Raw genomic sequence first — 24,348 nt, 5'->3', positions numbered from 1 at the left:
GTACTACTTAAAGCGGGCTGAATTATAAATCTCCTTTTGTCCAGGCTGTGTTATATATGCTGAAATTTGTATTGAAAAAATCCGCAGGACCGGATTGAAAAGTTGGTCCTGCGGATGAAGTATCGAGTTACCTGACTACTTTCAGTTTGCCTTGCATGAGCGTGTAATGCCCTGGGAATGTGCAAACGTACTGGTAAGTGCCGGTTTGTTTTGGAGCAACGAAATAAATGGACTCTGATTTCTCAGGCTCTACGATGTTGCTGTGAAAAAGTACATCGCTGGTGCGCGGTACATAGTTCATTTCAGAGCCTTTCAAGCCCAGGTTCAAACCCGCTTCTCCAACTGCATTGGCAGTACCGGGCTTGGTAATTACCAGGTTATGCAGCATATCGTCATTATTATTGAAAACAATCCTGATTTTGGAACCGGCTTTCACCTGGATTTCCGAGATATCAAACTTCAAACCAGGAACAGTACCGATCGTAATGGTTTGATCGGGGCCACTGGTCCAGCTGGCAGGCATCTCTGTAACTCTCTTCGCGGAAGGTGCTGTATTAGCCGCAGTTTCCGACGCAGCTGCCATATGTGCGCTGTGATCAACAGCGGCCGCTTTGACAGTAGTTGTAAACTGGCTGGCCGCCACAGGGTTTCCTGATGCGATCTCGTTGAGCGTGTAATAGCCGGTAGCATGCAGCAGTGAGTTACCCTCTGCCGACTTGATTCCCTCCGCCTTGATCTCGTGGATATACCCCTTTCTGAGTACAGCAGGGTCTACAACCAGCCGCACGTGCAAGCCGTCTTCCGCAACAACAATCCCTTTAAAAGGAACTTCCTGTGTGTTAACGATCGGGCTGCCGTAAGTAGAGTGGTATTTGTAAGTAAAGCTGCTCAGTTTATAGGCATCCTGGTTGGCAGCCGCCGCTTTGTCAATCGGGCTCGTGAAGGTAATCTCGAATCCGTCCGGCATTGAACGCACTGTTTTCATTTCAAACGGCATTTTGCCTGTCCAGACCAGTCTCTGGATACCAAAGTTAGACTTCCCAGTCGCAGACCAACCGCGGCTCGTTTGTCCTACAAACAAAGAACCGTCCAGTCCCCATTCAAGGCGCAGGATACCTGACATAAAACCTTCGCGGAAAGGAAAAACAGTTCCTTGCCAAACGCCATTTACCTTTTCAAGATCCACGCGGGTAATGATACTGTGGCCCTGGTCGCCCACGAACATTTGCCCTGTGAACGGACCGAAGCTGCCATTTGTAACGTCTTCTTTGAAGTCCGAAGTAGAGATACCCAGGATCGTATGCGGGAACCATACTGCCGGCGGCTTGATACCTGGCACTTTCTTGGCCACGTCATACAGCGGCTCGCCTGTATTCGGGATATCTCTTGCGCTCAGCTTCACGGGAGAACCTTCTTCCTTGCTCCATTTCAAACCGGCAGGGTTACCTGCGAAATCACCTTTTTCCAGGTGCGTCATTCTTCCCGAGCCAACCCAGTCGCCCTGGTTTTCGGTATAGAAGATATCACCCTTGTAAGATCCGAAGCCGGAAGGAGAGCGGAGACCGGTAGCGTAGGGGGTAAGCTTGCCGTCTTCGCCCAATTTGAGCATCCAGCCGCGCCATTTGGACTGGCTTGCGCCACGCCCCACCCAGTCAAGGTTGAGCGTAACAAGCAGCTCGCCGTTCGGCATTGCCACCGGACCGTAGGAATACTGGTGATAGTTACCCGAAAGCGGCCATTTGGCAAATGAATCGTACACGTCGGCTACACCGTCGTTGTTGGTATCGGCCAGCCTGGTTACCTCGCCGCGTTGCGAGATCAGGAAATCCTTGCCGCGGTACAATAGTCCAAGCGGCTCGTGCAAGCCGGCCGCAAACCTGTTAAAGGAAGGTTTACCATCGCCTTTCAGGTACGGATTGCCGATCAGCCACACTTCTCCGCGGCGTGTTGAAGTAGCGAGCCGCCCGTCGGGCAATACCGCCATTCCGCCCACTTCCATTTGGATATTTTCAGGAATGGGGATTGTGATGATCCGGTAAAAATCATCCTCCTTATTCTGTTTGGATTGAGAATAGCTGGTAATGCAGCAGAAGGAGATCAGGGTTGTTAATAGTATATTTTTCATTTAAAAAGAATGCAGTTCAAAAGATTTTACCAAAACATGGAATAGCTGGTGGTACCCGAAACAGGAAGGATCAGTTCCTGCACTTCTCCCGCCGGTCTGATCGTCGGTTTGTATTTTTTGTCAAGCTGAACATAAAAGCGGTCATCGATCTGGTACAAACCTTTTTCGATTTCGACGATCTGCTTACCCGATGCAACCAGCGCGAACAACGGCGCGGCTGCATTGCCCTGAACCTGAAAAGTGCGGGAAAGTGAATTGCCACCCGAAACAAGCTGATCGGACACGGTTGCTGCACCCAGCGCATATCTGAACACAGGATAACCCTGTGCATTGATGTTATAACCCAGGTAGTTAATGTTTGAAGAATCAGGCCAGGTTGCATTGCTGTTTTCGAGAGAGGCCAGACTGCTGCGTCCGGACACGTGCACTTTGAGGCCCGCAGGAAATAGCAGCTGCGGTTCGCCGCGCTCGTACCACATTTCGGTAACATCCGCGAACTGTCCGCGCCACGCCTGGATCAATGCACCCCGGTTAAGGTCTACGGTGTAGTTCCAGCCGTCGGGGCTGCCTACCGAGATACAGTGTGTCCGTTTCATTTTTTCTCCGTCCAACTGAATGAAGGAGCGTACCATTTCCGGCCGCATATCGGGCGTTACGCTGATGTAAGGCTTGGGCTCAGGCTCTGGAAGCGACGATAATGTATGCAGATCGTAAGGTCTGATACCGGCCTTTTCAACTCTAAGCCCAAGTGCAGGCTGTCTCCATGGAAAGCGCGAGTAATGGAGTTTAAACTTGTGTTTTCCCTGTGTGAGGTTCACGGTACCCTGGTGCGTTTCCTGCGAAGTAGCTTCTCCGCTGGTGAGCACGCTTTTTCCATCGATTTCGATATCGAGCATCGGGCCGGAGTAAATGCTGGTAAAAATATAGTCGCCTGCCTCATTCACTTCCATATCACCTTCATAAACAAGGTGGAATTCGCGTATTCCGTTGGTTACTTCCTGGGTAAGTACGCCGGAGGTACCTTCATGGTCCAGCTTGCTGTACTCTTTGCTGTCCCATTTGTCTGAATACACTTTATAGTTCAGGCTGGTCAATGTCAGCGGCTTGCGGCTTGCGAGCAGCTGGTACCCAACATTCCTGAATGCGATCGTGCCTTTCGTCACTTCCATCGCAATGGACTGTCCCTCGGCAGGCGATTTGGAACTTGGAAGATAAATCGTTTCCAATACGGTCACTCCATTCAGCGAAAGTGAATTCAGCCTTGCAGAGCCAGCCAGGTTAGGCACAGATGCATCATAAGCCAGCTCGATCGTCTGCCACAAACCCGGCGCTTTCGCCGCGTTCTGGGTTGGAAACTGACCGACATAACCCGAAGTCTGTGTTCCCTGTCCTTTTTGCTTGCTGCTGTCTGAGAGCCGCACTTTCTGGCCACCGGGCAGGATCAGATTTCCTTCTGCGCCCGGGGATAGATTGAATTCTGCGTAAAAGCGAAGATCGTTTGCTTTCAGTTTAGTTACGATAGGCTTGCCTGGACTGCCGACCAGGATACCTTCGCCCGACTGGGTTTTGATCTTGGCCGAACCGGCGGGATGAATGGCAATGTTGCCCTGAACTGTCCAGTTGGGGCTGCCGGATTCAAATGCACTGAGGTCTTTGAGAGGCAGGGGAGTGTAATTTCCTTTTGTACCCTGGCCCACGACAACCGCCGGGCAAGCGAATAAAAGGAGAGAGACTTTCCGGAAAAAATGAAGCATCGGCTCTATTAAGTGTATTGTTTACAATTAAAAAGCGAAGTTCGCAAATTTTTCTTCTATTATACCCGGAAATATTAGGATTTATTTTTAGCCCTTGCGGGAATAATGCAAAGATGCGGCGGTATCTCACCAGGCTGATGCATCGCGCCCGACGTTTCCAAATGAAAGTTCAATCCCATTGAATATTCAGCTTGCATGAATGTCGCTAAAAGGCGGTATGTGCAATTAAAAACCAGGTGGATAAATGCATGGACATGAAACTTCATATCCTGCACCGAAGTAGAGCGACAGTTACTTCTGTGATACTTTATCATCCAATTCCATTAAATGCAGCTTCCCTGATTTGTTCGTATGCAAGCCGCGCGCGGTTGTGCTGATTTGTTGATGGTAAGTTAACAAATACTTAACGCCAAGTAGACGAGTATGCCGGAGTTTTGCATTTCAAAATTCCCCGCATATCAAACAGCTTTTTCAAACAAAAACAACGGAAACGTTTGCTTAGATGATTAAACAATTCTACTCTCATTTACTGCTTGATTTCGTCAGACGAAATAAGCAAGCGGGCTTTCTGCTCATGTTCGGGTTGCTTTCACAAGTAGCTGTCGCACAATCGGTCGTAACTGGCCAGGTAACTGCATCTGAGGATAATGCGCCCATTCCCGGTGTCAGTATCATAGTAAAAGGTACTACCAACGGAACGATTACCGACTCGGAAGGAAAGTACAAAATCGAAGTGCGTGAGAATGCGTCCGTTCTCACTTTTTCATTCCTCGGCTTTGCTACCCAGGAAGTTAACCTGAATGGGCGAAGCACCGTGGATGTTACTTTGGGTACCGACCTGAGGCAGCTTAGCGAGGTTGTCGTAACCGCTTTGGGTATCAAAAAAGACGTAAAACGCATCGGTGTCGCTATCCAGACAGTGGATGGTAACTCGGTGGTGAAAGCGCGTGAGCCGAATGCAATCAATGCACTTGCGGGTAAAGTAGCGGGATTGACGGTAGGTATCCAGTCGGAGCTGCTGCGCAAGCCAAATATCCAGCTGCGCGGTAATTCTGATGTGCTTTTCGTGGTGGACGGGGTACCTGTTAACTCCGATACCTGGAATGTGAGCCCGGATGATATCGATACTTATTCGGTTTTAAAGGGTGCTTCTGCCTCGGCACTTTACGGTTTTCGCGGAAAGAATGGTGCGATCCTGATCACCACCAAACGTGGCTCGAAAGATAAGCGCGGGTTTTCGGTTGATTTCAATTCATCGACAATGATGGACAACGGATTTTACGCGATCCCGAAAGTACAGGACGTATACGGTCCGGGTGACCACGGCCGCTATGCATTCGGCGATGGAAAGGGTGGCGGTTTGAACGATGGTGACTACGATGGAGGCTGGGGGCCCAAGTTTGAAGGTCAGCTGATCCCACAGTACGACAGTCCGGTGGACCCTGTAACCGGCAAGCGGCAGGGAACTCCGTGGGTAGCGCGCGGGAAAGACAACCTGAAACGCTTCCTGCAACCAGGTTTGCTTTCGACCAATAACATTTCGGTATCTGCTTCCGGTGAAAAGTACAACCTGCGTTTTTCAACTTCGCACACACACCAGAAAGGGATTGTGCCAAACACGAAGCTGAATATCACCAACTTTAACATGGTGGCGGATTACAATTTCTCCAAAAAGCTGAAATTTAATTCCTCATTGCAGTACAACCGGCAGTACACGCCCAACATTCCGGACGTAAACTACGGGCCCAACTCGATTATCTACAACATCGTACTGTGGGCAGGAGCTGACTGGGATGTTGACCAGATGCGCAACTACTGGCAGCCCGGGAAAGAAGGTGTGCAGCAGATCTACGCAGAGTACCAGCGTTACAACAATCCTTATTTCATGAGCTACGAGTGGCTGAGAGGTCACCAGAAATCGGATATCATCGGCCAGGCTGCCATGACTTACCAGTTCACCGATTTCCTGGAAGCTACATTCCGTTCACAAATCACAACCTGGAACTTGCTGCGCACCGAGAAAATGCCTTACTCGGCGGGTGCTTACGGACGTGACGAGCGCCGTGGTGATTACCGGGAGGACCGCCGTAACCTGTTTGAGAACAACACGGACATTCTCGTGAAGTTTGATAAGGACATTTTACCGGGATTGAATGCGAAAGTCTGGGCGGGCGGTAACATCAGAAGCTTTGAATACAACTCGGCTTACGGATCAACCAACTACCTGAACGTACCGGGCTTGTACAATTTCAGCAACTCCGCGAATCCGGTGAAAATTGAGAATTTTAATTCAGCCATGCGCGTTGCGTCAGCTTATTATTCTGCCGATTTTACCTTTAAAGATTACTTCACGCTGTCGACCACCGGTAGAATGGACAAATTGTCCACGCTGCCTTCGGGGAACAATACCTTCTTTTATCCGTCAGTTGCCGCATCCACAGTCGTATCGGATTACGTGCAGCTGCCCGAGGTGATCTCGTTCCTTAAACTGCGTGGTTCTTATGCGAATGTAAAAGACGGATTAACGATGTCGACGATTGGTACTACGGCCAACAATGTCAATCCCCTCGAATATGGCGATCAGTACAGATCACCTTATGACGGCCCTTCCTACCAGAATGCGGCGGTTTATTCAACGCCTTTTGCTTATAACAATACACCCGCAGCCTATTTTACAGACCAGCTGAACAACCCTGCGCTGGTACCCAATACTTCTTCTCAAACAGAAGTTGGCCTGGACTTGCGTATCATGAACAATCGCCTGGGATTTGACGTGACTTACTTTACTTCCAACGAAGGTCCGCGGATTTTTGCCCTGCCGATTTCAACAACTACCGGCTACAGCACGGCGCTGGTAAATGGTATCAAGACGAAGAAAACAGGCTGGGAAGCTTCCGTTACAGGATCTCCCGTGAAGACTGACGGCGGCTTTAACTGGGATGTTGTAGCCAATTATTCAACTTTCAAGGAAGTACTTACGGACATTTACCCTGGCCAGGATGCATTAAATACCTTCTTCCGTGTGGGTGACAGAATGGACAAGTACTATGGTCGTGCTTTCGCGAAAACTGCTGACGGGCAGATCATTAATGATGATTCAGGCCGACCGGTGTACTCGCCTGTAAACCAGTTTCTTGGTTATGTGAACCCGAAGTTTGTGTTGGGTATTAATAACAAATTCAACTACAAGAATGTCAATTTCAGCTTCCAGTTTGACGGGCGTTTTGGCGGTGTGATCTCTAACTACATCCAGAAACAAACCTTCCGCGGTGGTCGCCACATTGAACTGGTACAAGGCCAGCTGGGTGCATCGAGAGAAACGGATTACCAGGCATTTAAAAACAACACCGAGAACAAGACGTATGTAGGTCAGGGTGTGCAAGTTGAAGGCGGAACTGCATTGAATTTCGATGCTGACGGAAAGATCACGAACCTTTCGGAGCTGCGTTTCAAGCCGAATGCAACCGCACAAAACGTACAGGACTGGGTAAGCCGCTATTACAACAGCGATGAAGGTAACCTGATGAGCCGCTCTTTCGGGATGCTGCGCGAAGTGGTAATTGGCTATACTTTGCCGCAAAGCTGGCTGACAAGAAGCAAATTCATCCGCAATGCGTCGGTGTCACTGGTGGGGCGGAACCTGCTGTATTTCGCAGAGAAAAAGGACCTCGATCTGAACCAGTTTGTAGCAGGCGGCAGCTCCGATCTGCAAACGCCTTCTGTGCGCCGCTACGGTGTTAACGTGAGCTTGACTTTCTAAAATCCGACTGTTTAAACTGTCACTTGAAAATATTCAAAACAATGAAATTGAACATAAAACTTCTGGGATTAAGCGCCGTTTTCGCATTCACGCTTTCGTCGTGCGAAAGGAGCTTTGAGGATTTGGAAAAAGATCCGAACCGGCCCGTAACTGCCCCTGCTTCCCTCGTTTTGAAGGGAATTGAAATGGATATGTATAATAAGATTGGTACGCCTTTCAGCGACGAAATGCGCTGGAACCAGTTTTACGCGATTAATTATAATTATTACGGAAACAATGAGTATCAATGGTCTTCCTTCGAAAACCATTACCCTACGTTGAAGAATGTGATCAAAATGGAAGAGGAAGCTAAACGTGCCGGCGCTACCGACGCGAAAGTTTACTCGGCGATGGGCAAGTTTTTCCGGGCGTTTTTCTTTGATCAAATGTCTGTAAGGGCGGGTGATCTCCCGATGAGCGAGGCTTTGCTCGGGCTGGAAAATGTAACTCCTAAATACGATTCTCAAAAGGATGTTTACATGCAGATCCTGACCTGGCTTGACCAGTCGAATGCAGAAATGACAACGCTGATCGCTGCCGGAGATACCAAAGTAACGGGAGATTTTTACCTGAACGAGGACCTTAAAAAGTGGCAGAAAGTGGTAAACAGCTTCCGTCTGCGCGTTTTGATCCGTTTGAGTAAAAAAGAGAATGAGGCGGGGATGAATGTGAAATCACAGTTTGCGGATATCATTTCAAATCCAGCCAAATATCCTTTGATGGAAGGAATGGGAGATAACCTGGAATTCAAATTCAATACCTTCAATAAGTATCCTTCCAATCCCGACAACTTCGGTTTTGACGCGACCCGCCAGAATATGGCACAAACCTACGTGGGACTGCTGACAGCGCGCAAAGATCCGCGCGTGATGGTTACCACAGAGCCGGCAGGTGCCCAGTTGAAAGCCGGCAAGCAGCCTTCGGACTTCTCTGCATTCATCGCAGCGAGTTCAGGGGAGGATCTTTCGGATATGTCAAACAAAGCCGGAAAAGACAATGGACCGGGCTTTGCTCCGGGTGAATATTCGTTCCAGAGCCGGTCGCGCTACTATTCTAATTACACAGGCGAGAATGCATTCATTATCGGCTATCCTGAAATGTGCTTCAATATCGCGGAAGGTATTAATCGTGGCTGGGCAACTGGAAGTGCCGAAGACTGGTACAAAAAGGGAATCCAGGCTTCACAGGAATTTTATGGTGTAAAAACCGGCGCACTGACAATGACTTACTCCAAAACCGGCGGCCGCGCTGCCTCGGATTTCGCGAACTATACCATCAACTTCAATTTTGATGAATATTACGCACAGCCGCTCGTGAAGTACGCAGGCAACAATGTAGCGGGACTTGAACAGATCGTGACGCAGAAGTACCTCGCATTCTTCATGAATTCGGGCATGGAGGCTTATTTCAATTACCGCCGCACGGGCTTTCCGAAGTTTATGACGGGAGTAGGTACAGGTAACTCAGGCCGCATTGCAGTGCGCTGGCAGTATCCGCTGTCTGAACGTACTACGAATGAGGCAAACTATAATGCTTCCGTTCAAAGCCAGTTTGCTGGTAAGGACGATATCAATCAGCAGATTTGGTTGTCGAAATAAGCTTTTGACTTACCTGCATTTTCAACAAAAGCGGGCTGCCTCAACTTATCTGAGGCAGCCCGCTTTTGTTTATTGTGACAACTCAATGTGCTTCCAGCCAGTTGGCGCCGACACCTATTCCGGTTTCCATTCTCACGCTCATCGGAATTGCATTCCGCATCAGGTCGTCTACTTTTTCTTTCAGCAATGAAATCTCGTCCCTGTGCGCGTCGAAAACAAGTTCGTCATGCACCTGCAGGATCATCCGGGATTTCAGTTGCTCTTTTTGCATCCAGTCATGAATATTGATCATCGCCACTTTGATCATATCCGCCGCTGAGCCCTGAATAGGTGCATTGATCGCATTTCGTTCTGCGTAGCCGCGGTTGGTCTGGTTACCTGAGATAATATCCGGCAGGTACCTTCGCCGCCCGAGGATCGTCTCCACATATTTCTTCTCGCGTGCTTCATTTACGACGCGGTCCATATAGCCTTTCACAGCCGGGAATTCTTCGAAATAAGCGCGGATAATCTCACTCGCTTCGCCACGCGCGATACCTAGCCGCTGAGCGAGTCCAAATGCAGATATACCGTATATAATACCGAAGTTCACCATTTTCGATTTACGCCGCATATCCGAAGTAACGTCTTCCAGATCAACCTTGAACACTTTGCTGGCTGTTGTCGAGTGAATATCGCGGCCCTGGTTGAAGGCTTCCGTCATACTGCTGTCCTGGCTGAATGCGGCCATAATGCGCAGCTCGATCTGCGAATAATCGGCAGAGAGAATCTGGAATTCCTCTGTATCGGGCACAAATGCCTTCCGGATCTCGCGCCCGCGTGGCGTTCTGATCGGGATGTTCTGCAGGTTTGGGTTCGTTGAACTCAAACGTCCGGTAGCCGCTACCGCCTGGTTGTACGAGGTATGAATGCGGCCGCTTTTTTTGCTGACCAGCAGCGGAAGTGCATCCACATAGGTCGATTTCAGCTTTTGAAGCTCGCGGTAGTCCAGGATCTTGCGCGCGATGACGTGGTTGTTTTCGAGGTCTGACAAGATATCCTCTCCGGTTGCATACTGGCCCGTCTTGGTCTTTTTAGGTTTCTCGATCAGTTTCATTTTTTCGAATAAAACCTCACCCAGCTGCTTTGGGGAGCTGATATTGAAAGACTGTCCGGCCGCTTCGTAGATTTCCGACTCCGTTACGCGCAGGTCTGATTCCAGCACAGCCGACATTTCCCGCAGTGCATTGATATCAAGCCGCACGCCGGTACTTTCCATAGAAGCGAGCACTTTCGTCAGCGGCATTTCGACTTCGTAATACAGCTTTGAAGCATTTACTTTCGGCAGCTCACGCGAAAAGATCTCGTTCAGCTGCAAAGTAATATCCGCATCTTCACCGGCATACTGCGTGATTTCAGGAATAGCTACATCGCGCATTGTCCCTTGTTTCACACCCTTTTTGCCGATCAGGGAAGTAATGGACACGGGATCGTAGTTGAGGTAAGATGCGGCCAGGATGTCCATTCCGTGGCGTTTATCGGGTTCGAGGATGTAATGCGCGAGCATCGTGTCGCTCAATTTTCCTTTTACCTCGATACCATAATTTTTCAGGATCAGCAGATCATATTTGACATTCTGTCCGATCTTTTCAATGTTTTCATTTTCAAAAACCCCTCTGAAATACTCGACGATTTCCTGTGCCTGCGTGCGATCGGCTGGTACGGGCACGTAAAATGCTTCGCCGGCGAGGTACGAGAATGACAAGCCAACCAGTTCTGCGTGGATCGTTTCCAGCGAAGTGGTTTCGGTATCAAAACAGAATGCATCCTGCAGGTTGAGGTAATAAGCCAGACTTTTCATGAGCTCAGGCGTGTCCACTGTGTGGTACCTGTGGAAAGTATTGTCGATCGTGCGCCGCGTTGTCGGTATTCTCAGGTCTTCGTAGGCTTGTGCCGGCGCATCGTCGTCGGCAATGCCTTCGCTGAGGATCGCGGGTTGCTTGCCCACTTCTTCCGTCGGATTTCCAAAGAGGTCGAGCTGGCCTTTCTGGCTTTTTGCAACCGGGCGGGTTACCTGCGTGGTCTGTATCGGGTGTCCGATTCCCAGTACGCGCTGTTTAAGGGTTTTAAATTCTAGTTCGTCAAACAGCTCCACGATCTGGTCTGCATTGGCGGGGCACACGGTCAGGTCTTCTGCGTCAAAAGGTACAGGCACCTTGATATCGATCGTGGCCAGCTGCTTGCTTAAAACAGCCTTGTCAAAATTTTCCCTGATCTTTTCCCCGAGCTTTCCTTTGATCTCATCTGCATGCGTGATCAGGTTCTCGATGGTATCGTACTCAGAAATCAGTTTCTGGGCCGTCTTTTCACCTACGCCCGGCACACCGGGAATGTTGTCGACCGCATCGCCCATTAACCCGAGTATGTCGATCACCTGGTCAATGCGCTGGATCTGCCAGCGTTCCAGGATTTCGTTCACTCCGAGTACCTCCGCACTTTTACCAAGAAAGGCGGGTTTGTAAATGTGAACGTGTTCTTCCACCAGCTGACCGTAGTCTTTGTCGGGTGTCATCATGAAAACCTCGAAGCCTGCAATGGAAGCTTCCTTGGCGATGGTACCTATGATATCATCGGCCTCGTAACCATCCAGTTCCAGTATGGGGATACACATTGCTTTAAGCAGGCGTTTCACGAGCGGGATAGCCACGGTAATGTCTTCGGGCTGCTCCTGCCGCTGCGCCTTGTAAGCTTCAAACTGAATGTGGCGGAATGTAGGTGCCGCAGTATCGAATGCGACGCCGATGTGTGTGGGCTTTTCTTTTTGCAGTACTTCCAGCAGTGTATTTGTAAATCCAAACACGGCACTGGTGTTTAAACCTTTCGATGTAATCCTCGGCGCTTTGATGAATGCAAAGTGTGCACGGTATATCAACGCCATTGCGTCGAGCAGAAAGAGTTTATGAACGGGTTTATCCATGAGGTAAGTCTTGTTACAAGACTCAAATATAACGTAAGTCGAACGACCGACAGGGATAACGAAGGTATTTTTGTAGCTTGCTGATTCAGAAGCGCATACGGTTTTGTTCTTTTTAAATGTTATAATAGTTACGTTAGTATTGAATTTACGATAAGTATTAAAAGTATGTTACATTCAATAAATATCGTAAATCTGTAAGAGTATTAAATGTATTTATAGTTTTAAAATAATGATAACTAGAAGATTACTAACCTATTTTATATATGACAAACCTATTTAAAGTACCTATAATATAAATCATTTGAAAAGCTGAATAAGTATTTCACATATAATACATTTTAAACATTTAATAATACATCTGATAATGAGAATTATTTTACTCCTGTTAACTGTTATCGTTTTTTCATGTAATCAAAACAAGAAATTGGACAGAAAAGCATATCAATGGCCGGACGTGAAAGCGCCCGTAGCAGAGAAGAAAGACCATGAAACCGGAATGCATGGCGACAAAAGGAATGATGAATATTACTGGATGGCGGACTACTTCAGTAACGGTCCCGACAGCAACAAAGTGGTAGAATACCTCGAAGCGGAGAATGCATATGCAGACACGCTGATGGCTGGAACGAAGAAATTCCAGGAGGATTTGTTTTCGGAAATGAAGGGCAGGATCAAAGAGAAGGATGAATCCGTGCCCGTTTTCACAAACGGATATTGGTATTACACGAGGAGTGAGGAAGGGAAACAATATTTTAAATACTGCCGCAGGAAAGGTACGCTGGAAGCTCCTGAGGAAATACTTCTTGATGTAGATCAGCTCGCCGAGGGACATAATTACTATTCTGCGGATGGTTTCAGTGTAAGTCCGGACAACAAGCTGCTGGCTTATGGTGTGGACACTGTCTCGCGACGGGAGTATACCATGTTTGTCAAAAATCTGGAAACAGGAAAGGATTTCGCTGACGCCATTCCGCGCACTGATCCCGGATATGAATGGGGAAATGACAATAAAACGCTTTTTTATACCTCTAAAAATGCGAAAACGCTGCTTAGCGAGAAGATCAAACGTCACACTTTGGGTACCGACGCGAAGAAGGATGTGGTTGTTTATGCAGAAAAGGACAAAAGCAATTACATAGGAGTAGGCAAAACCAAGTCGGAGAAATACATTGTAATCGGTTCTTCGGCCACCATGTCGTCGGAGTACCGCATTCTCGATGCGGATCAGCCTGAGGGTGAATTCCACGTTTTTCAGCCGAGAATGAAGGATGTGCTGTACGAGATTGATCACCATGAAGACAAGTTCCTGATCGTTACCAACAAGGATGCACTCAATTTCCGGTTAATGGAGACGCCGGTTTCGAACACAGGCGTAGAAAACTGGAAGGAAGTAATTGGGAACAGAAATGATGTGCTGCTTGAAAATATTGAGGTTTTCAGGAATTTTCTGGTCGTAAGTGAGCGCAAGAACGGTTTGCTGCAGATCAGGGTACGCGATCTGAGAAACAATTCGGAGCACTACGTTGACTTCGGCGAGGCGGCGTATACCGCGCATCCTTCCGGAAATCCCGAGTACGACACTAAAAACCTGCGTTACACTTATACCTCGCTCACAACGCCAGGCTCGGTTTACGACTACGATATGGAGTCGAAGAAGAAGGAATTGAAGAAGCGCCAGGAAGTGGTGGGCGGATACAATCCCGAAGAGTATGTAACAGAAAGGCTCTATGCAAATTCCCGCGACGGAGTCCGCATTCCGATATCCATTGTTTATAAAAAGAAAACGGGCAGAAGTCCGCAAACACCGCTTTTACTCTACGCTTACGGTTCGTACGGTTACAGTACGGATGCAAGTTTCAGCAGCACAAGATTGAGCCTGCTCGACAGGGGTTTCGTGTTCGCCATTGCACATATCCGCGGCGGACAGGAAATGGGGCGGCAGTGGTATGAAGACGGGAAAATGTTTAAAAAGAAGAATACATTCAACGATTTCATCGATTGTGCCGAATACCTGATCGAACAGAACTATACGTCAACGCGGCACCTGTACGCGATGGGGGGAAGTGCTGGCGGATTGCTGATGGGCGCCGTCTCCAACCTGCGGCCTGATCTCTGGAACGGGATTATCTCGGTGGTACCGTTTGTGGATGTGGTTACAACCATGCTGGACGAAAGCATTCCATTGACGACAAACGAGTTTGATGAATGGGGTAACCCAAAGAACAAGGAATCTTACACGTACATGAAATCCTATTCGCCTTATGATAATGTGGCGAAAAAGGCTTATCCGAATATGCTGGTGATGACGGGCCTGCACGACAGTCAGGTGCAATATTTCGAGCCCGCCAAATGGGTAGCCCGCCTGCGGACGCACAAAACGGATAAAAATGTATTAATCCTGAAAACCAATATGGACGCAGGCCACGGCGGAGCTTCAGGCCGCTTCGACTATCTCAAAGAAATCGCATTACAATACGCATTTATGTTCGCGCTGGAAGGGATTGAGAAGTAGGTGGAGAGCCTGTCGGCTGTCGGCCGTCGAACATAGATCTTGATCAAAAAAGCCAGGCGCCGAACGGCAACCTGGCTTTTCACAATCCCATAGGGATGAAACCTCGGTAGAAATCCCGTAGGGATGTAACGTTTGTGATGTTGTTGCATGCCTAATGGCATTTGCGTTCTGTTACACCGATATTGCATGTCTACCGATGTTGTATGCCTGACGGCATTTGGGCTTTGTTTTGCCTATCGCCGATTGCCTTTACAATGCTCCGATTGCTTGTTCGATATCTGCTTTGATGTCGTCTATGTGCTCGATACCTACCGAGATACGCAGCTGGGTAGGGTGTACACCTGCTGAAATCTGCTCCTCGGGTGAGAGCTGCGAATGCGTGGTCGACGCCGGGTGAATGATAAGCGTTTTTGCGTCGCCTACATTGGCCAGGTTACTGATCAGTTTCAGGTTATCTACAAACTTCTCGGCCTGGCTTTTTTCTCCTTTCAGCGCGAACGATAAAACGCCTCCGAAACCTCTTGTCAGGTACTTTTTAGCCAGCGCATTGTACTTGTTGCCTTCCAGTCCGATGTAGTTGACGCTTTCCACCGCAGGATGCTGTTCCAGCCACTGCGCGAGTTTCAATGCATTCTCGCCGATACGCTCCACGCGGAGGGACAATGTTTCCAGACCTTGCAGGAACAAGAATGAGTTAAATGGAGATAGTGACGGACCCCAGTCGCGCAAACCTTCCACGCGTGCGCGGATGATAAACTGGATGTTGCCAAACGGACCGCCGATTCCAAATACATCGTTGAGCACCAGTCCGTGGTAGCTTGGTGAAGGTTCAGTAAACTGCGGGTATTTACCGTTGCCCCAATTGTAGGTACCAGCGTCGACAATCACGCCACCGATAGATGTTCCATGTCCACCGATCCATTTGGTTGCAGATTGTACAACTACGTGAGCACCATGTTTGATAGGCTGGAAAATAGCCCCGGCAGCACCGAAGGTGTTGTCCACGATCAATGGAAGATCATATTTGTTGGCCAATGCGGCAAATGCCTCGAAATCGGGAACGCTGTAACTTGGGTTTCCGATTGTTTCGAGATAGATGAACTTGGTTTTATCATCGATGAGCTTTTCAAAGCTGCTCACATCGTCTCCATCAGCGAACCTTGCTTCAACGCCGATATTCCTGAATGAATTTTTGAACTGGTTATAAGAACCGCCGTACAGAAATGAAGTAGTGACGAAGTTATCTCCGACAGTCGTAATGTTATTAATCGCCAAAAACTGCGCTGAATGCCCGGATGCAGTAGCCAATGCGGCAACACCGCCTTCCAGAGCAGCCACTCTTTTCTCAAAAACATCGTTGGTCGGATTCATGATCCGGGTGTAGATGTTTCCGAATTCCTTTAATGCAAAGAGGTTTGCCGCATGTTCGGCATTGTTGAAAACGTAGGATGTAGTCTGGTAAAGAGGTACCGCACGTGAGTTGGTTACAGGGTCTGGTTCCTGGCCTGCGTGTAGCTGCAAGGTCTCAAATTTCATATTTTAATACGTTTTATGTGGATTAAACCCAAATGTATTAAAATAACGATACAACTATACTGGTTTGGTAGTCTTTTGTTTGCGGGATAATAAATTGGATAATTCCGCTTCAATTTACCCCGCGCAGGTTCAGCAGGCTTGTCAGGTTATTAATCAGTGCACGCAGCATATCTAACGTTTGAATATCAGTGACGTAGCCTTGTTCTATTTTGCCCTTGATGTTGGGAATGGCAGCTGAGGAGTGATCGTTCCGCAAAGTGCCTAGCGCCGCCAGTGTAAGCAGGAGGGAAGCAAGCGCCTTATCGCCGCCCGTATTCAATGGCGACGCGCTGATTGCAGCAACCGGTTTGGCATTGAATTCACCCGTCCCAACCGTCCAGTCTAATGCATTCTTCAAAGTTCCAGGCAGCCCGAATGCGTATTCAGGAGTGGAGAAAATAACTGCGTCGGCCTGCGCGACGGCTAACTTAAATCTGGCGACAGCCTCATTGTCTTCCAGCCCCGGACTAAAATGCGGGATCAGGTCCAGGCCCTGAAAGACAGTGAGTGTCGCATTGGCAGGCAGCAATGTTTTGCATGTATTCAGGATAATGGTGTTTGTTGAATCGGTACGAAGGCTTCCTGAAATCCCGAGAATTTTAATTTGTTCCATGATACAAGTTAGCGCATTTCAGGATACAAATCTACCAGCAAGTGATCGTCACTTAGCCATTACATTGTAGAAGTTGTAGTCTGTCATCGGCGCATCGGTGAAACCAAGATTTCGCCCCATGGTCACAATCTGTCCGCGGTGGTAAGTGCTGTGGTTCATGCATTGCATAATGTATTCAAACTTGGGAAAGTTGCATTCGAACCACGGATTTACAACAAGTGTTTCCTCCGACAAATCTTCCGGCGACAATGTCTCAACGTATTCTGCAAGCTCCTGAGATTGGGCCATAACAAAGGAAAAAGTTTCGTCCAGGTCTCCATCGAAATCCTGGCCGCTGTAATCAGCATCCGGATTGATCACCGACAGCCAGTATCGCTGTGTTTCAACGATATGAATGAGCGTTTCACGGATCGTCGGAAAGCTTGAAAGTGCCTCTCTTTCAACAACTTCACCTGGTTTTGTTTTTAACCAGTTGATCAATGTACAGTTTGCCCAGTGGTTGTAATCCGCGTAATTCTGCATCAGATAAGCCAGACTGGATTCGATTGCGGGAGTTGCAGTGAGTTGTGACATTTTAGCTGTTGTTTTGGTTTATGACAAAGTAAACCCAGTCAGATGACAACAGTATGTCAGCAGCTTCGACGTTAATCGAGGTTTTCTGAAATCTTCGCTACAAGGCCCCTGATCGTGTTTTTTAAAGATACCGGTTCTAAAATCCGTGCATTCGGCGCGATCATCAGGTACCATCTGGCGAAACCTTCAAGAGTAGGAGTGAGGAAGCTCATTTCGACTTCATCATCCTTGATTGTTTCGGAGACAAATCCGTAGTACGCGCGTTGTTCACGAATGTACCGCGCGATCTTTCTGTCCATTCTGATCCGCACCAGCCGGAGATCGGCGTGGTTGTAGGTTTCTTCGAGGAAGTCTTTCAGCGGCGCGTGCTTGTGTTCGAAAGAGCGGTCGGTCAGTTCGCAGTTCAGAATGCGGTCGGAGCGAAAATTGCGGTAATCGTTGCGAAGGTGGCAGTAGGCAATGGTGTACCAGTAGCTATTTTCGTGATATACCCCAACCGGTTCCACGATCCTCTCCATCGGGTCGTCGCTGTTGATCGCATTGTAGTTAATCCTGGCAATCTTCTTTTCCGAGATACTTTTCAGAAGTACGTCGAGGGTGTTGCTGTTAGGCTTGTGAAAAGCGTGGTGGTTTTTACGGACTTCAATGTGGTTTTCCAAGTTTTCCACCATTGATTTGTCACTGCTCCGCAGTACAGCTTTCACTTTAAACATAGCCGACTGGTACTGCGATTGTGTCGAGAAATCGGTAAACTTCTCCATCAGCTTCTCGGCAGTGATGAAAGTCCGCGCCTCTTCCTTGGTAAACATAACGGGAGGCAGGCGATAGCCGTCCATAATGGAATAACCGACACCTGCCTCGCCTATAATCGGTACGCCCGCTTCTGCAAGCGAATTGATATCCCGGTAAACTGTCCTGAGGCTGATCTCAAAGCGCTCGGCCAAATCCTGCGCCTTGACGATTTTGCGGGATTGAAGCTGTATCAAAATGGCAGTAATGCGGTCAAAGCGGTTCATTTGCGTCGGTAAGAAGAGATCAGACGCAAAGATGCTTAAACTACCGCTTCTCTCAAATTAAATGCTTCCGAAATCAGTTCGAATGAACGCAGCCTGTTTTCAGCACTGTCCGCCATTGTAGAAATGATGATTTCATCCACTTCAAATTCATTAGCCAGCCTGGTCAGCTGCTCTTTCACATCCTCTTTGGTACCCGAAATGAGTCGGCCGCTGTTGTATTTGATACGCTCCAATTCGCCGGCAGTAAAACGGTAATTCTTCACTGTTTCCGGATCAGGGAACGGGCCAAACTTGCCTTTCTCAAACTCAATCAGAACGTAATCCATCATTTTGCGCATTTCTGCGGCTTTTTCCTCGGTTTCTCCGCACAATACGAATACCGAAAGCAATGCATGTGGCTCCGGATATTGGTCCGACGGGCGGAAGTTACGTCTGTAAGTTTCCACCACATCCGGTCTGACGAAGCCATTGATAAACTTCGCTACTGCGAGACCAAGACCGAATCTTGCCGCAATGTTGCTGCTGCCTCCGCTTGAACTCAGTATCCATTGCATCGGAATGGTTTCGGATTGGGGTGTTGCGTAAGTAAAGCCGCGCTCCGTACCGGCTGTATCCCGGAAAAAATGCTGTAAATGCTCCAACTGCCGCAGGTAACTGCTTTCGCTGAAATCGTTTGAAGGGTTCAGGATAGACGAAGTGATCCTGTCTGTACCAGGCGCCCTGCCCATTCCCAGGTCAATGCGACCAGGAAAAAGTGTTTCCAACATACGGAAATTCTCGGCTACCTTCAATGCGCTGTGGTTTGGAAGCATGATCCCGCCCGAGCCGATCCGTATGTGTTTGGTTGCGTCGGCAAGCTTCACCATCAATACTTCTGGTGTGGATCCTGCAATGAAAGTAGAATTGTGGTGTTCAGACACCCAGAAACGGCTGTATCCCAGTTCTTCGGCTACTTTGGCTGTCTCAATGGTTTCCTGAATAGCCTGCTGGACCGTGGTGCCGGCTCTTACAACCGATTGGTCCAATACTCCCAGTTTTATATTGCTCATTATGTAGTTCTGTTTATTTCAGAACAGCATAAATGTGCATTCCTTTCATTTTTGGATAGAAAACGGACTATACTTCGGGAAAGTAGGGGAGTTACAATGCTTCTTTGAGGGCGCGTTTCCAATAGGTGGAGCGGCCGAGTAATGGAAAACCGATATAGCTGCGTATTTCGAGTAGGTCGTTTTTCAGACGCAGAATACAGTTATAAGTTTTGCCGCTCTGAGGGTCGTACATTTTACCATTATCCCAGATGCCGTCGCTGTAAACGAAATCTTGCAGCAAATTCACATTGTGTAGTTCACGGGTGCGCAAATTCGTTTCTCTGTTCTGTACATCTTTCCGGGAAGTGGTACCATCTGCCTCAAAAAGATCAACCGACCACACCAGCTTGCCGAAGTATACCTGGCCGGTTTTGTAGATCTCGATCCGGCTGTCTTTCTCTTCACTGATCCAGTCTCCCAATATCTTGTCTGCAGTGCTTACCTGCGCGTTTGACAAGAAGGAAACAAAGACAAAAAATATTGTAAAAATGATTCTGTACATCTACGGAACGATTATGATCATGGCTTAAATGAAGAAAACGGTCTTCAAAATATTCAAGATTTACAAAGCAGGCAGGAACACTGTTAAATTACTGTGAATAACTGCAAACCATGTTTATAGCGTTTAAACGTTATATTCTATCAATGGTTTTTAAACTAACAACGTAAGATCATCGACTTACCACTGTTAGCTGAATTTTTACTATAACAAGCATCGTAGATAAGTACCAACTCGTGACTGAAATGGTGAACCAATATACAACACTTTCTCATTCACGCAATACATCATTTTTCTAAGATGCTGCATTGTGTCGCCAAAGCACACTTCGAGAAAGTTGATAGCGGATATTGCGCTATATAGAATTACTTCTAAATTTGTTCATATAACACAATTCCATTCTCCAATATCAATATCTTCATATCGTGACTTTAATTCCCGCACCCATTCCTGCAAATGAAATGGAACGATTGCTGGGCCTTTCGGATCTGGACATCGATTACAGCGATCAACAAAATACATTCAAAGATCTTGCCAAGCTTGCGGCGAAAGTCACTGGTACAAAAATCTCCCTTGTTAACCTCATCGATTCACTTACGCAGTGGACCATATCCAATCACGGGCTGGATATCGATCAGATGTTGCGGGAAGAATCTGTTTGCCAGTACACCATTATGGCAGATGAGTTTTTTGAAGTTCCCGACCTTTCAGCCGACGAGCGTTTCAAGGACAGAACCTATGTAACAGGCGATCCTAATATCCGGTATTATTATGGCGTGCCGCTCAAAACCAGCAGCGGCGTAAATATTGGCGCTTTGTGTGTGATGGACCAGCAGCGTGTTACACTGGATCCTGAGAAAATTGAGCTGCTGAAAATCATTGCGGATGAAATCGTTAGCCGGCTGCGAACTGCAAGGCTGATGGAAAATCTGAAAGCAAAGCTTACCGAGGCAAAACAGGCACAGAAGAAGGTTGCGCACGATATCCGCGGTCCGCTGGGCGGCATTGTAGGTCTTGCGCAGATTATCCGCGACCAGGGCGAAAGCAACCAAATGGATGAGGTGCTGGAATTTATTAATCTGATCCACAGAAGCGGGAACTCCATACTCGATCTTGCGGCGGAGATCCTGGAAACACATAGGGAAAAGCGGCTGCCTACGGCGCCAGGAGCCGCCGACAGCAGCCTGTTTGATCTTAATGTCTTTAAGGATAAGCTCGAAAAGCTTTACGGTCCGCAGGCGCGACACAAGCAGATCAATTTTGCGGTAAACATTACCCCATCAACTGCAAACATCTCATTTTCAAAGAACAAGCTGCTTCAAATTACAGGTAACCTGATATCCAATTCGATTAAATTTACTCCTACGGGGGCCAAAGTAACTGTGAATCTCAGCTTGTTGCTGCATTTGGACCGTCCTACATTGCAGGTCATCGTAAGCGATGAAGGTGTGGGCATGACGCAGGAAAATATCGAAGCGATCTTGTCTGGCCAGGCTTCGTCCACGGATGGTACCAACGGTGAGCAAGGCTATGGATTCGGACTGGCGCTGGTGAAACATCTGGTATCCTCGCTGGATGGTGAGCTGGATATCCGCTCGGAGATTGGTAAGGGTACTTCTTTTATCATTGATTTGCCTCAGAAATTATACTAATCCTTCCGATTTCAGAAGATCGGTGCTATCCCGATCAAAGAATTGGCAGGTTGATGAACGTGCGTTAAGCGTATTTAACGAAATTGCGCTGCTTCCGGCACTTTGGAGGCAGCGCAATTTTTATTTGATACCTAAAAAAATACATTTTGAAGATACATCGTGGACTGGTCACAGCTGTTGTTGAGGGCTTGCAGCAGATTTTTATCAGGAACAGGCAAGCTGATCAGGTTGTGGAGCAGCTTTTAAAGTCGAACAAAAAGTGGGGCGCGCGCGACAGGTCCTTTATCGCCGAGCATATTTATGAGATTGTGCGCTGGTGGCGGCTTGTGAAGTATGCGGCTAACATTGAAGCAGTAACAGAAACACCTGAATTCTGGAAAATTGTTGGCGCCTGGTTGCTGATCAAGCCTGTGCATTTGCATTCCGGAGAATCTAATGAACTTCCTGACTGGCCAGAATTTCAGTATTTTACGGCAGATCAGATTCTTGAAAGATATAAAGAAGGTCTCAATGTCAGAAAGATAGCACAATCTATCCCTGACTGGCTTGACGAGCGGGGTTTGAAGGAACTGGGTGCGCAGTGGGAAACGGAGTTGCATGCATTGAACCAGCCGGCACCTCTATTTTTGCGTGCAAACACTTTGAAAACTACTGCTGAGGATTTCAGAGCATTATTTGGCGCAGAACATGCGGCGCTTGTCAATGGTGTTCCCGATGCTGTTCTGATTAATAAACGTCAGAATATATTAGGCAGCGAGGCTTTCAAGAGCGGATTGGTGGAAGTACAGGACGCAGGTTCGCAGCTGATCGCGCCTTATCTCAATGTTAAACCGGGTCTTTCGGTGATTGACGCATGCGCCGGCGCTGGCGGGAAAAGTCTGCACCTGGCTGCATTGATGCAGAATCAGGGCTCTATCTTATCCATGGACATTATTCAGCCTAAGCTCACTGAGCTAAAAAGGCGTGCCGACCGGAATGGGGTAACTATCCTGGAAACGATGCTGATCCAGTCGGACGAGGATATATTAAAGCTTTCGGAAACCACAGACCGACTGTTGCTGGATGTACCTTGTTCAGGGCTGGGTGTGTTGAAGCGCAATCCCGATTCGAAATGGAAGTTGAAGCCCGATTTTCTGGAAAATATCATTAAGGTTCAATGGAACATTCTGAGTACATACAGCCGCATGGTGAAGAAGGGCGGCAAGATGGTGTATGCGACTTGCAGTTTGCTTCCTTCGGAGTCTGAAAAGCAGGTGCAGCGGTTTGTGAAGGAGCAGGGGAAAGAATGGGAATTGCTATCCGAACACAGAACATCGCCTGCCCGGGACGGTTTTGACGGCTTCTATATGGCGCTGCTGCAACGCAAAAGCTGACCAGTCGGCATGGTTTTTTCCCTGTGATGTTCAATCATCAAACAAAATAACCATGGATTTCCTAACAAGTTATGCGTCGCCTGATATTACCAATGAAATGCCGGACAAACAGCCACCCTGGCCAGACCAGCCTTCACCTGACGAGCCGGGGCCATTGAATCCTTCGCCAAATGCGCCGGGCGCTGATGCACCGGAAGTAAGTACAGGTTCAAGAATGGACGATGATATTCCTGCTCAGGACATTGACGAAGAAGATGTCGGTGAAATTGAGTCTGAAAATCCATAAGTGAAATAGCTATTTTTCCTTTTTGCCGAGCCACATCAATGCATTGATTACGAATTCGTTCTGCGTTTCGTTCTCAAACGTAAGGGACAGATCCTTGTTTGTCTTGTTTTCGTAATCAATGTCATTGTGGCCCATATTCATGTAAATCATCCTATACTTCTTGTTCGACCAGGCTACCGGATAGTATCCGCTTTGCCAGATTTCATGCTGCTTTGGCCCCGTCCCCAGCGGAAAGCTACTCGGATCTATGGACAACAGTATCTCGATATCCGGATTGGTTTTCAGATCATTTTCCCACCTGTACCATTCATTTGGCGCCGATTTAAATACTTTTGGTAATTTCTTTGCAGCCGGACTTTTCTTGCTCTCTACTTTCAGGAATGCAGCGGTAGGCCGCCAGGTGTTGCTTTTGTACTGACCAGATCCGAGAAATTCGTTGTGGTACCAATCCCAGTTTTGCGGGTAGGCGGAGGGAGTTAAGGCAAAACCTGAGAAGTGAAAACCCAGCCACGCGCCTCCATTCTTGATATACTTCTCAAAAGCTGCTCGCTGTTCCGGTTTTTCGGGTCGTGTATCCAGGAAAATGACCACTTCATAATTTGCCAGAAAAGCCTCATTCATGTTATCCCAGTTACTTGTTGAATCGTAGCTGAATCCCATTTTTTTGCCAGCTTCTGGAAAAAACCTGTGCGCTTCTTTTGCAAAACTGATATGTGCCTGATCGTTTTTCCCTGTAAAGAAGGCGATTGTCTTGAAACGTTTAGGCTGCTGCGCGAATGTTGCGGAGATGGCCGCAATAGAAACCAGCACAAGGATTTGTAAAACGAATGTGGCTGTCGGGCGGATTTGCATTGAAATGACGGGTTTAGCGCGTATTTGTTTTTAAAGCTACAAAAACCCGTTTTATTTGTCATTAACAAAGCTTTTAC

16 protein-coding genes are annotated in these 24,348 nt (G+C 47.9%); 6 read left to right on the top strand and 10 right to left on the bottom strand.

Features of this window, described 5'->3' with window-relative positions:
* Positions 1–127: 127 nt before the first annotated feature.
* On the bottom strand, positions 128–2,125 hold the full coding sequence (locus AC1XTG_RS00795) for a plastocyanin/azurin family copper-binding protein (RefSeq protein WP_484840635.1): 1,998 nt from the start codon (positions 2,123–2,125) through the stop codon (positions 128–130).
* Between the two features lie 26 nt (positions 2,126–2,151).
* Entirely contained in the window at positions 2,152–3,879 is a 1,728-nt protein-coding gene (locus AC1XTG_RS00790) for a 3-keto-alpha-glucoside-1,2-lyase-like domain-containing protein (RefSeq protein WP_484840634.1), read from the bottom strand.
* A gap of 574 nt (positions 3,880–4,453) precedes the next feature.
* Here AC1XTG_RS00790 and AC1XTG_RS00785 point away from each other — a divergent pair.
* Both AC1XTG_RS00785 and AC1XTG_RS00780 read left to right on the top strand, forming a co-directional pair.
* Positions 4,454–7,639, top strand: a complete 3,186-nt coding sequence (locus tag AC1XTG_RS00785) for a SusC/RagA family TonB-linked outer membrane protein (RefSeq protein ID WP_484841099.1) — start codon at positions 4,454–4,456, stop codon at positions 7,637–7,639.
* Between the two features lie 41 nt (positions 7,640–7,680).
* Positions 7,681–9,276 (top strand): SusD/RagB family nutrient-binding outer membrane lipoprotein, encoded by a 1,596-nt coding sequence (locus AC1XTG_RS00780; RefSeq protein WP_056288004.1) that lies wholly within the window; start codon positions 7,681–7,683, stop codon positions 9,274–9,276.
* Between the two features lie 82 nt (positions 9,277–9,358).
* Here the strand turns inward: AC1XTG_RS00780 and polA are convergent, their stop codons facing one another.
* Positions 9,359–12,232 carry a DNA polymerase I gene (gene polA / locus AC1XTG_RS00775; protein ID WP_484840633.1) on the bottom strand — a complete coding sequence of 958 codons (2,874 nt, stop codon included), beginning with the start codon at positions 12,230–12,232 and terminating at the stop codon, positions 9,359–9,361.
* Positions 12,233–12,596: 364 nt separating this feature from the next.
* Here polA and AC1XTG_RS00770 point away from each other — a divergent pair, with 364 nt between their 5' ends.
* Positions 12,597–14,744, top strand: coding sequence for a S9 family peptidase (locus AC1XTG_RS00770; RefSeq protein WP_484840632.1), 2,148 nt, complete (start codon positions 12,597–12,599; stop codon positions 14,742–14,744).
* Positions 14,745–14,993: 249 nt separating this feature from the next.
* Here the strand turns inward: AC1XTG_RS00770 and AC1XTG_RS00765 are convergent, their stop codons facing one another.
* The 6 genes from AC1XTG_RS00765 to AC1XTG_RS00740 form a co-directional block, all read right to left on the bottom strand.
* Positions 14,994–16,280, bottom strand: a complete 1,287-nt coding sequence (locus AC1XTG_RS00765; protein ID WP_056288010.1) for an O-acetylhomoserine aminocarboxypropyltransferase/cysteine synthase family protein — start codon at positions 16,278–16,280, stop codon at positions 14,994–14,996.
* Positions 16,281–16,389: 109 nt separating this feature from the next.
* Positions 16,390–16,932: an NADPH-dependent FMN reductase gene (locus tag AC1XTG_RS00760; protein WP_484840631.1), complete on the bottom strand. Its 543-nt coding sequence runs from the start codon at positions 16,930–16,932 to the stop codon at positions 16,390–16,392.
* Positions 16,933–16,980: 48 nt separating this feature from the next.
* On the bottom strand, positions 16,981–17,505 hold the full coding sequence (locus tag AC1XTG_RS00755) for a DinB family protein (RefSeq protein WP_484840630.1): 525 nt from the start codon (positions 17,503–17,505) through the stop codon (positions 16,981–16,983).
* A 71-nt stretch (positions 17,506–17,576) separates the two neighbouring features.
* The gene (locus AC1XTG_RS00750; RefSeq protein ID WP_056288018.1) at positions 17,577–18,521 is read right to left on the bottom strand and encodes a helix-turn-helix transcriptional regulator; all 945 of its coding nucleotides are present in this window, start codon (positions 18,519–18,521) and stop codon (positions 17,577–17,579) included.
* A gap of 35 nt (positions 18,522–18,556) precedes the next feature.
* Positions 18,557–19,570 carry an LLM class flavin-dependent oxidoreductase gene (locus AC1XTG_RS00745; RefSeq protein ID WP_484840629.1) on the bottom strand — a complete coding sequence of 338 codons (1,014 nt, stop codon included), beginning with the start codon at positions 19,568–19,570 and terminating at the stop codon, positions 18,557–18,559.
* Positions 19,571–19,661: 91 nt separating this feature from the next.
* The gene (locus AC1XTG_RS00740) at positions 19,662–20,111 is read right to left on the bottom strand and encodes a DUF2147 domain-containing protein (protein ID WP_056288023.1); all 450 of its coding nucleotides are present in this window, start codon (positions 20,109–20,111) and stop codon (positions 19,662–19,664) included.
* A gap of 422 nt (positions 20,112–20,533) precedes the next feature.
* On the opposite strand from AC1XTG_RS00740, the gene AC1XTG_RS00735 reads away from it, so the two are divergent.
* The 3 genes from AC1XTG_RS00735 to AC1XTG_RS00725 all read left to right on the top strand — a co-directional run bounded on the left by AC1XTG_RS00735 (position 20,534) and on the right by AC1XTG_RS00725 (position 23,419).
* Positions 20,534–21,760, top strand: a complete 1,227-nt coding sequence (locus tag AC1XTG_RS00735) for a GAF domain-containing sensor histidine kinase (RefSeq protein WP_484840628.1) — start codon at positions 20,534–20,536, stop codon at positions 21,758–21,760.
* Positions 21,761–21,906: 146 nt separating this feature from the next.
* Positions 21,907–23,133, top strand: coding sequence for an RsmB/NOP family class I SAM-dependent RNA methyltransferase (locus AC1XTG_RS00730; protein WP_484840627.1), 1,227 nt, complete (start codon positions 21,907–21,909; stop codon positions 23,131–23,133).
* 52 nt (positions 23,134–23,185) lie between these two features.
* Complete coding sequence (locus AC1XTG_RS00725) at positions 23,186–23,419, top strand: hypothetical protein (protein ID WP_056288040.1); 234 nt, start codon at positions 23,186–23,188, stop codon at positions 23,417–23,419.
* A gap of 9 nt (positions 23,420–23,428) precedes the next feature.
* Here AC1XTG_RS00725 and AC1XTG_RS00720 read toward each other — a convergent pair whose 3' ends face one another.
* Entirely contained in the window at positions 23,429–24,271 is an 843-nt protein-coding gene (locus AC1XTG_RS00720) for a ThuA domain-containing protein (protein WP_484840626.1), read from the bottom strand.
* Positions 24,272–24,348: the final 77 nt, after the last annotated feature.

This window comes from Dyadobacter sp. HNCC25DJ183 (assembly GCF_056895175.1).
The sequence above is the reverse complement of the archived record's forward strand: the minus strand, read 5'-3'. Positions and strand labels throughout refer to the sequence as shown.

What these genes read in the sequence shown, in the direction of transcription:
- AC1XTG_RS00780 (WP_056288004.1), top strand. Translation starts at nt 7,681, where the DNA reads ATGAAATTGAACATAAAACTTCTGGGATTAAGCGCCGTTTTCGCATTC.
- AC1XTG_RS00750 (WP_056288018.1), bottom strand. Translation starts at nt 18,521, where the DNA reads ATGAACCGCTTTGACCGCATTACTGCCATTTTGATACAGCTTCAATCC.
- AC1XTG_RS00720 (WP_484840626.1), bottom strand. Translation starts at nt 24,271, where the DNA reads ATGCAAATCCGCCCGACAGCCACATTCGTTTTACAAATCCTTGTGCTG.
- AC1XTG_RS00745 (WP_484840629.1), bottom strand. Translation starts at nt 19,570, where the DNA reads ATGAGCAATATAAAACTGGGAGTATTGGACCAATCGGTTGTAAGAGCC.
- AC1XTG_RS00790 (WP_484840634.1), bottom strand. Translation starts at nt 3,879, where the DNA reads ATGCTTCATTTTTTCCGGAAAGTCTCTCTCCTTTTATTCGCTTGCCCG.
- AC1XTG_RS00725 (WP_056288040.1), top strand. Translation starts at nt 23,186, where the DNA reads ATGGATTTCCTAACAAGTTATGCGTCGCCTGATATTACCAATGAAATG.
- AC1XTG_RS00760 (WP_484840631.1), bottom strand. Translation starts at nt 16,932, where the DNA reads ATGGAACAAATTAAAATTCTCGGGATTTCAGGAAGCCTTCGTACCGAT.
- AC1XTG_RS00765 (WP_056288010.1), bottom strand. Translation starts at nt 16,280, where the DNA reads ATGAAATTTGAGACCTTGCAGCTACACGCAGGCCAGGAACCAGACCCT.
- AC1XTG_RS00795 (WP_484840635.1), bottom strand. Translation starts at nt 2,125, where the DNA reads ATGAAAAATATACTATTAACAACCCTGATCTCCTTCTGCTGCATTACC.
- AC1XTG_RS00755 (WP_484840630.1), bottom strand. Translation starts at nt 17,505, where the DNA reads ATGTCACAACTCACTGCAACTCCCGCAATCGAATCCAGTCTGGCTTAT.
- AC1XTG_RS00740 (WP_056288023.1), bottom strand. Translation starts at nt 20,111, where the DNA reads ATGTACAGAATCATTTTTACAATATTTTTTGTCTTTGTTTCCTTCTTG.
- AC1XTG_RS00785 (WP_484841099.1), top strand. Translation starts at nt 4,454, where the DNA reads ATGTTCGGGTTGCTTTCACAAGTAGCTGTCGCACAATCGGTCGTAACT.
- AC1XTG_RS00770 (WP_484840632.1), top strand. Translation starts at nt 12,597, where the DNA reads ATGAGAATTATTTTACTCCTGTTAACTGTTATCGTTTTTTCATGTAAT.
- polA (WP_484840633.1), bottom strand. Translation starts at nt 12,232, where the DNA reads ATGGATAAACCCGTTCATAAACTCTTTCTGCTCGACGCAATGGCGTTG.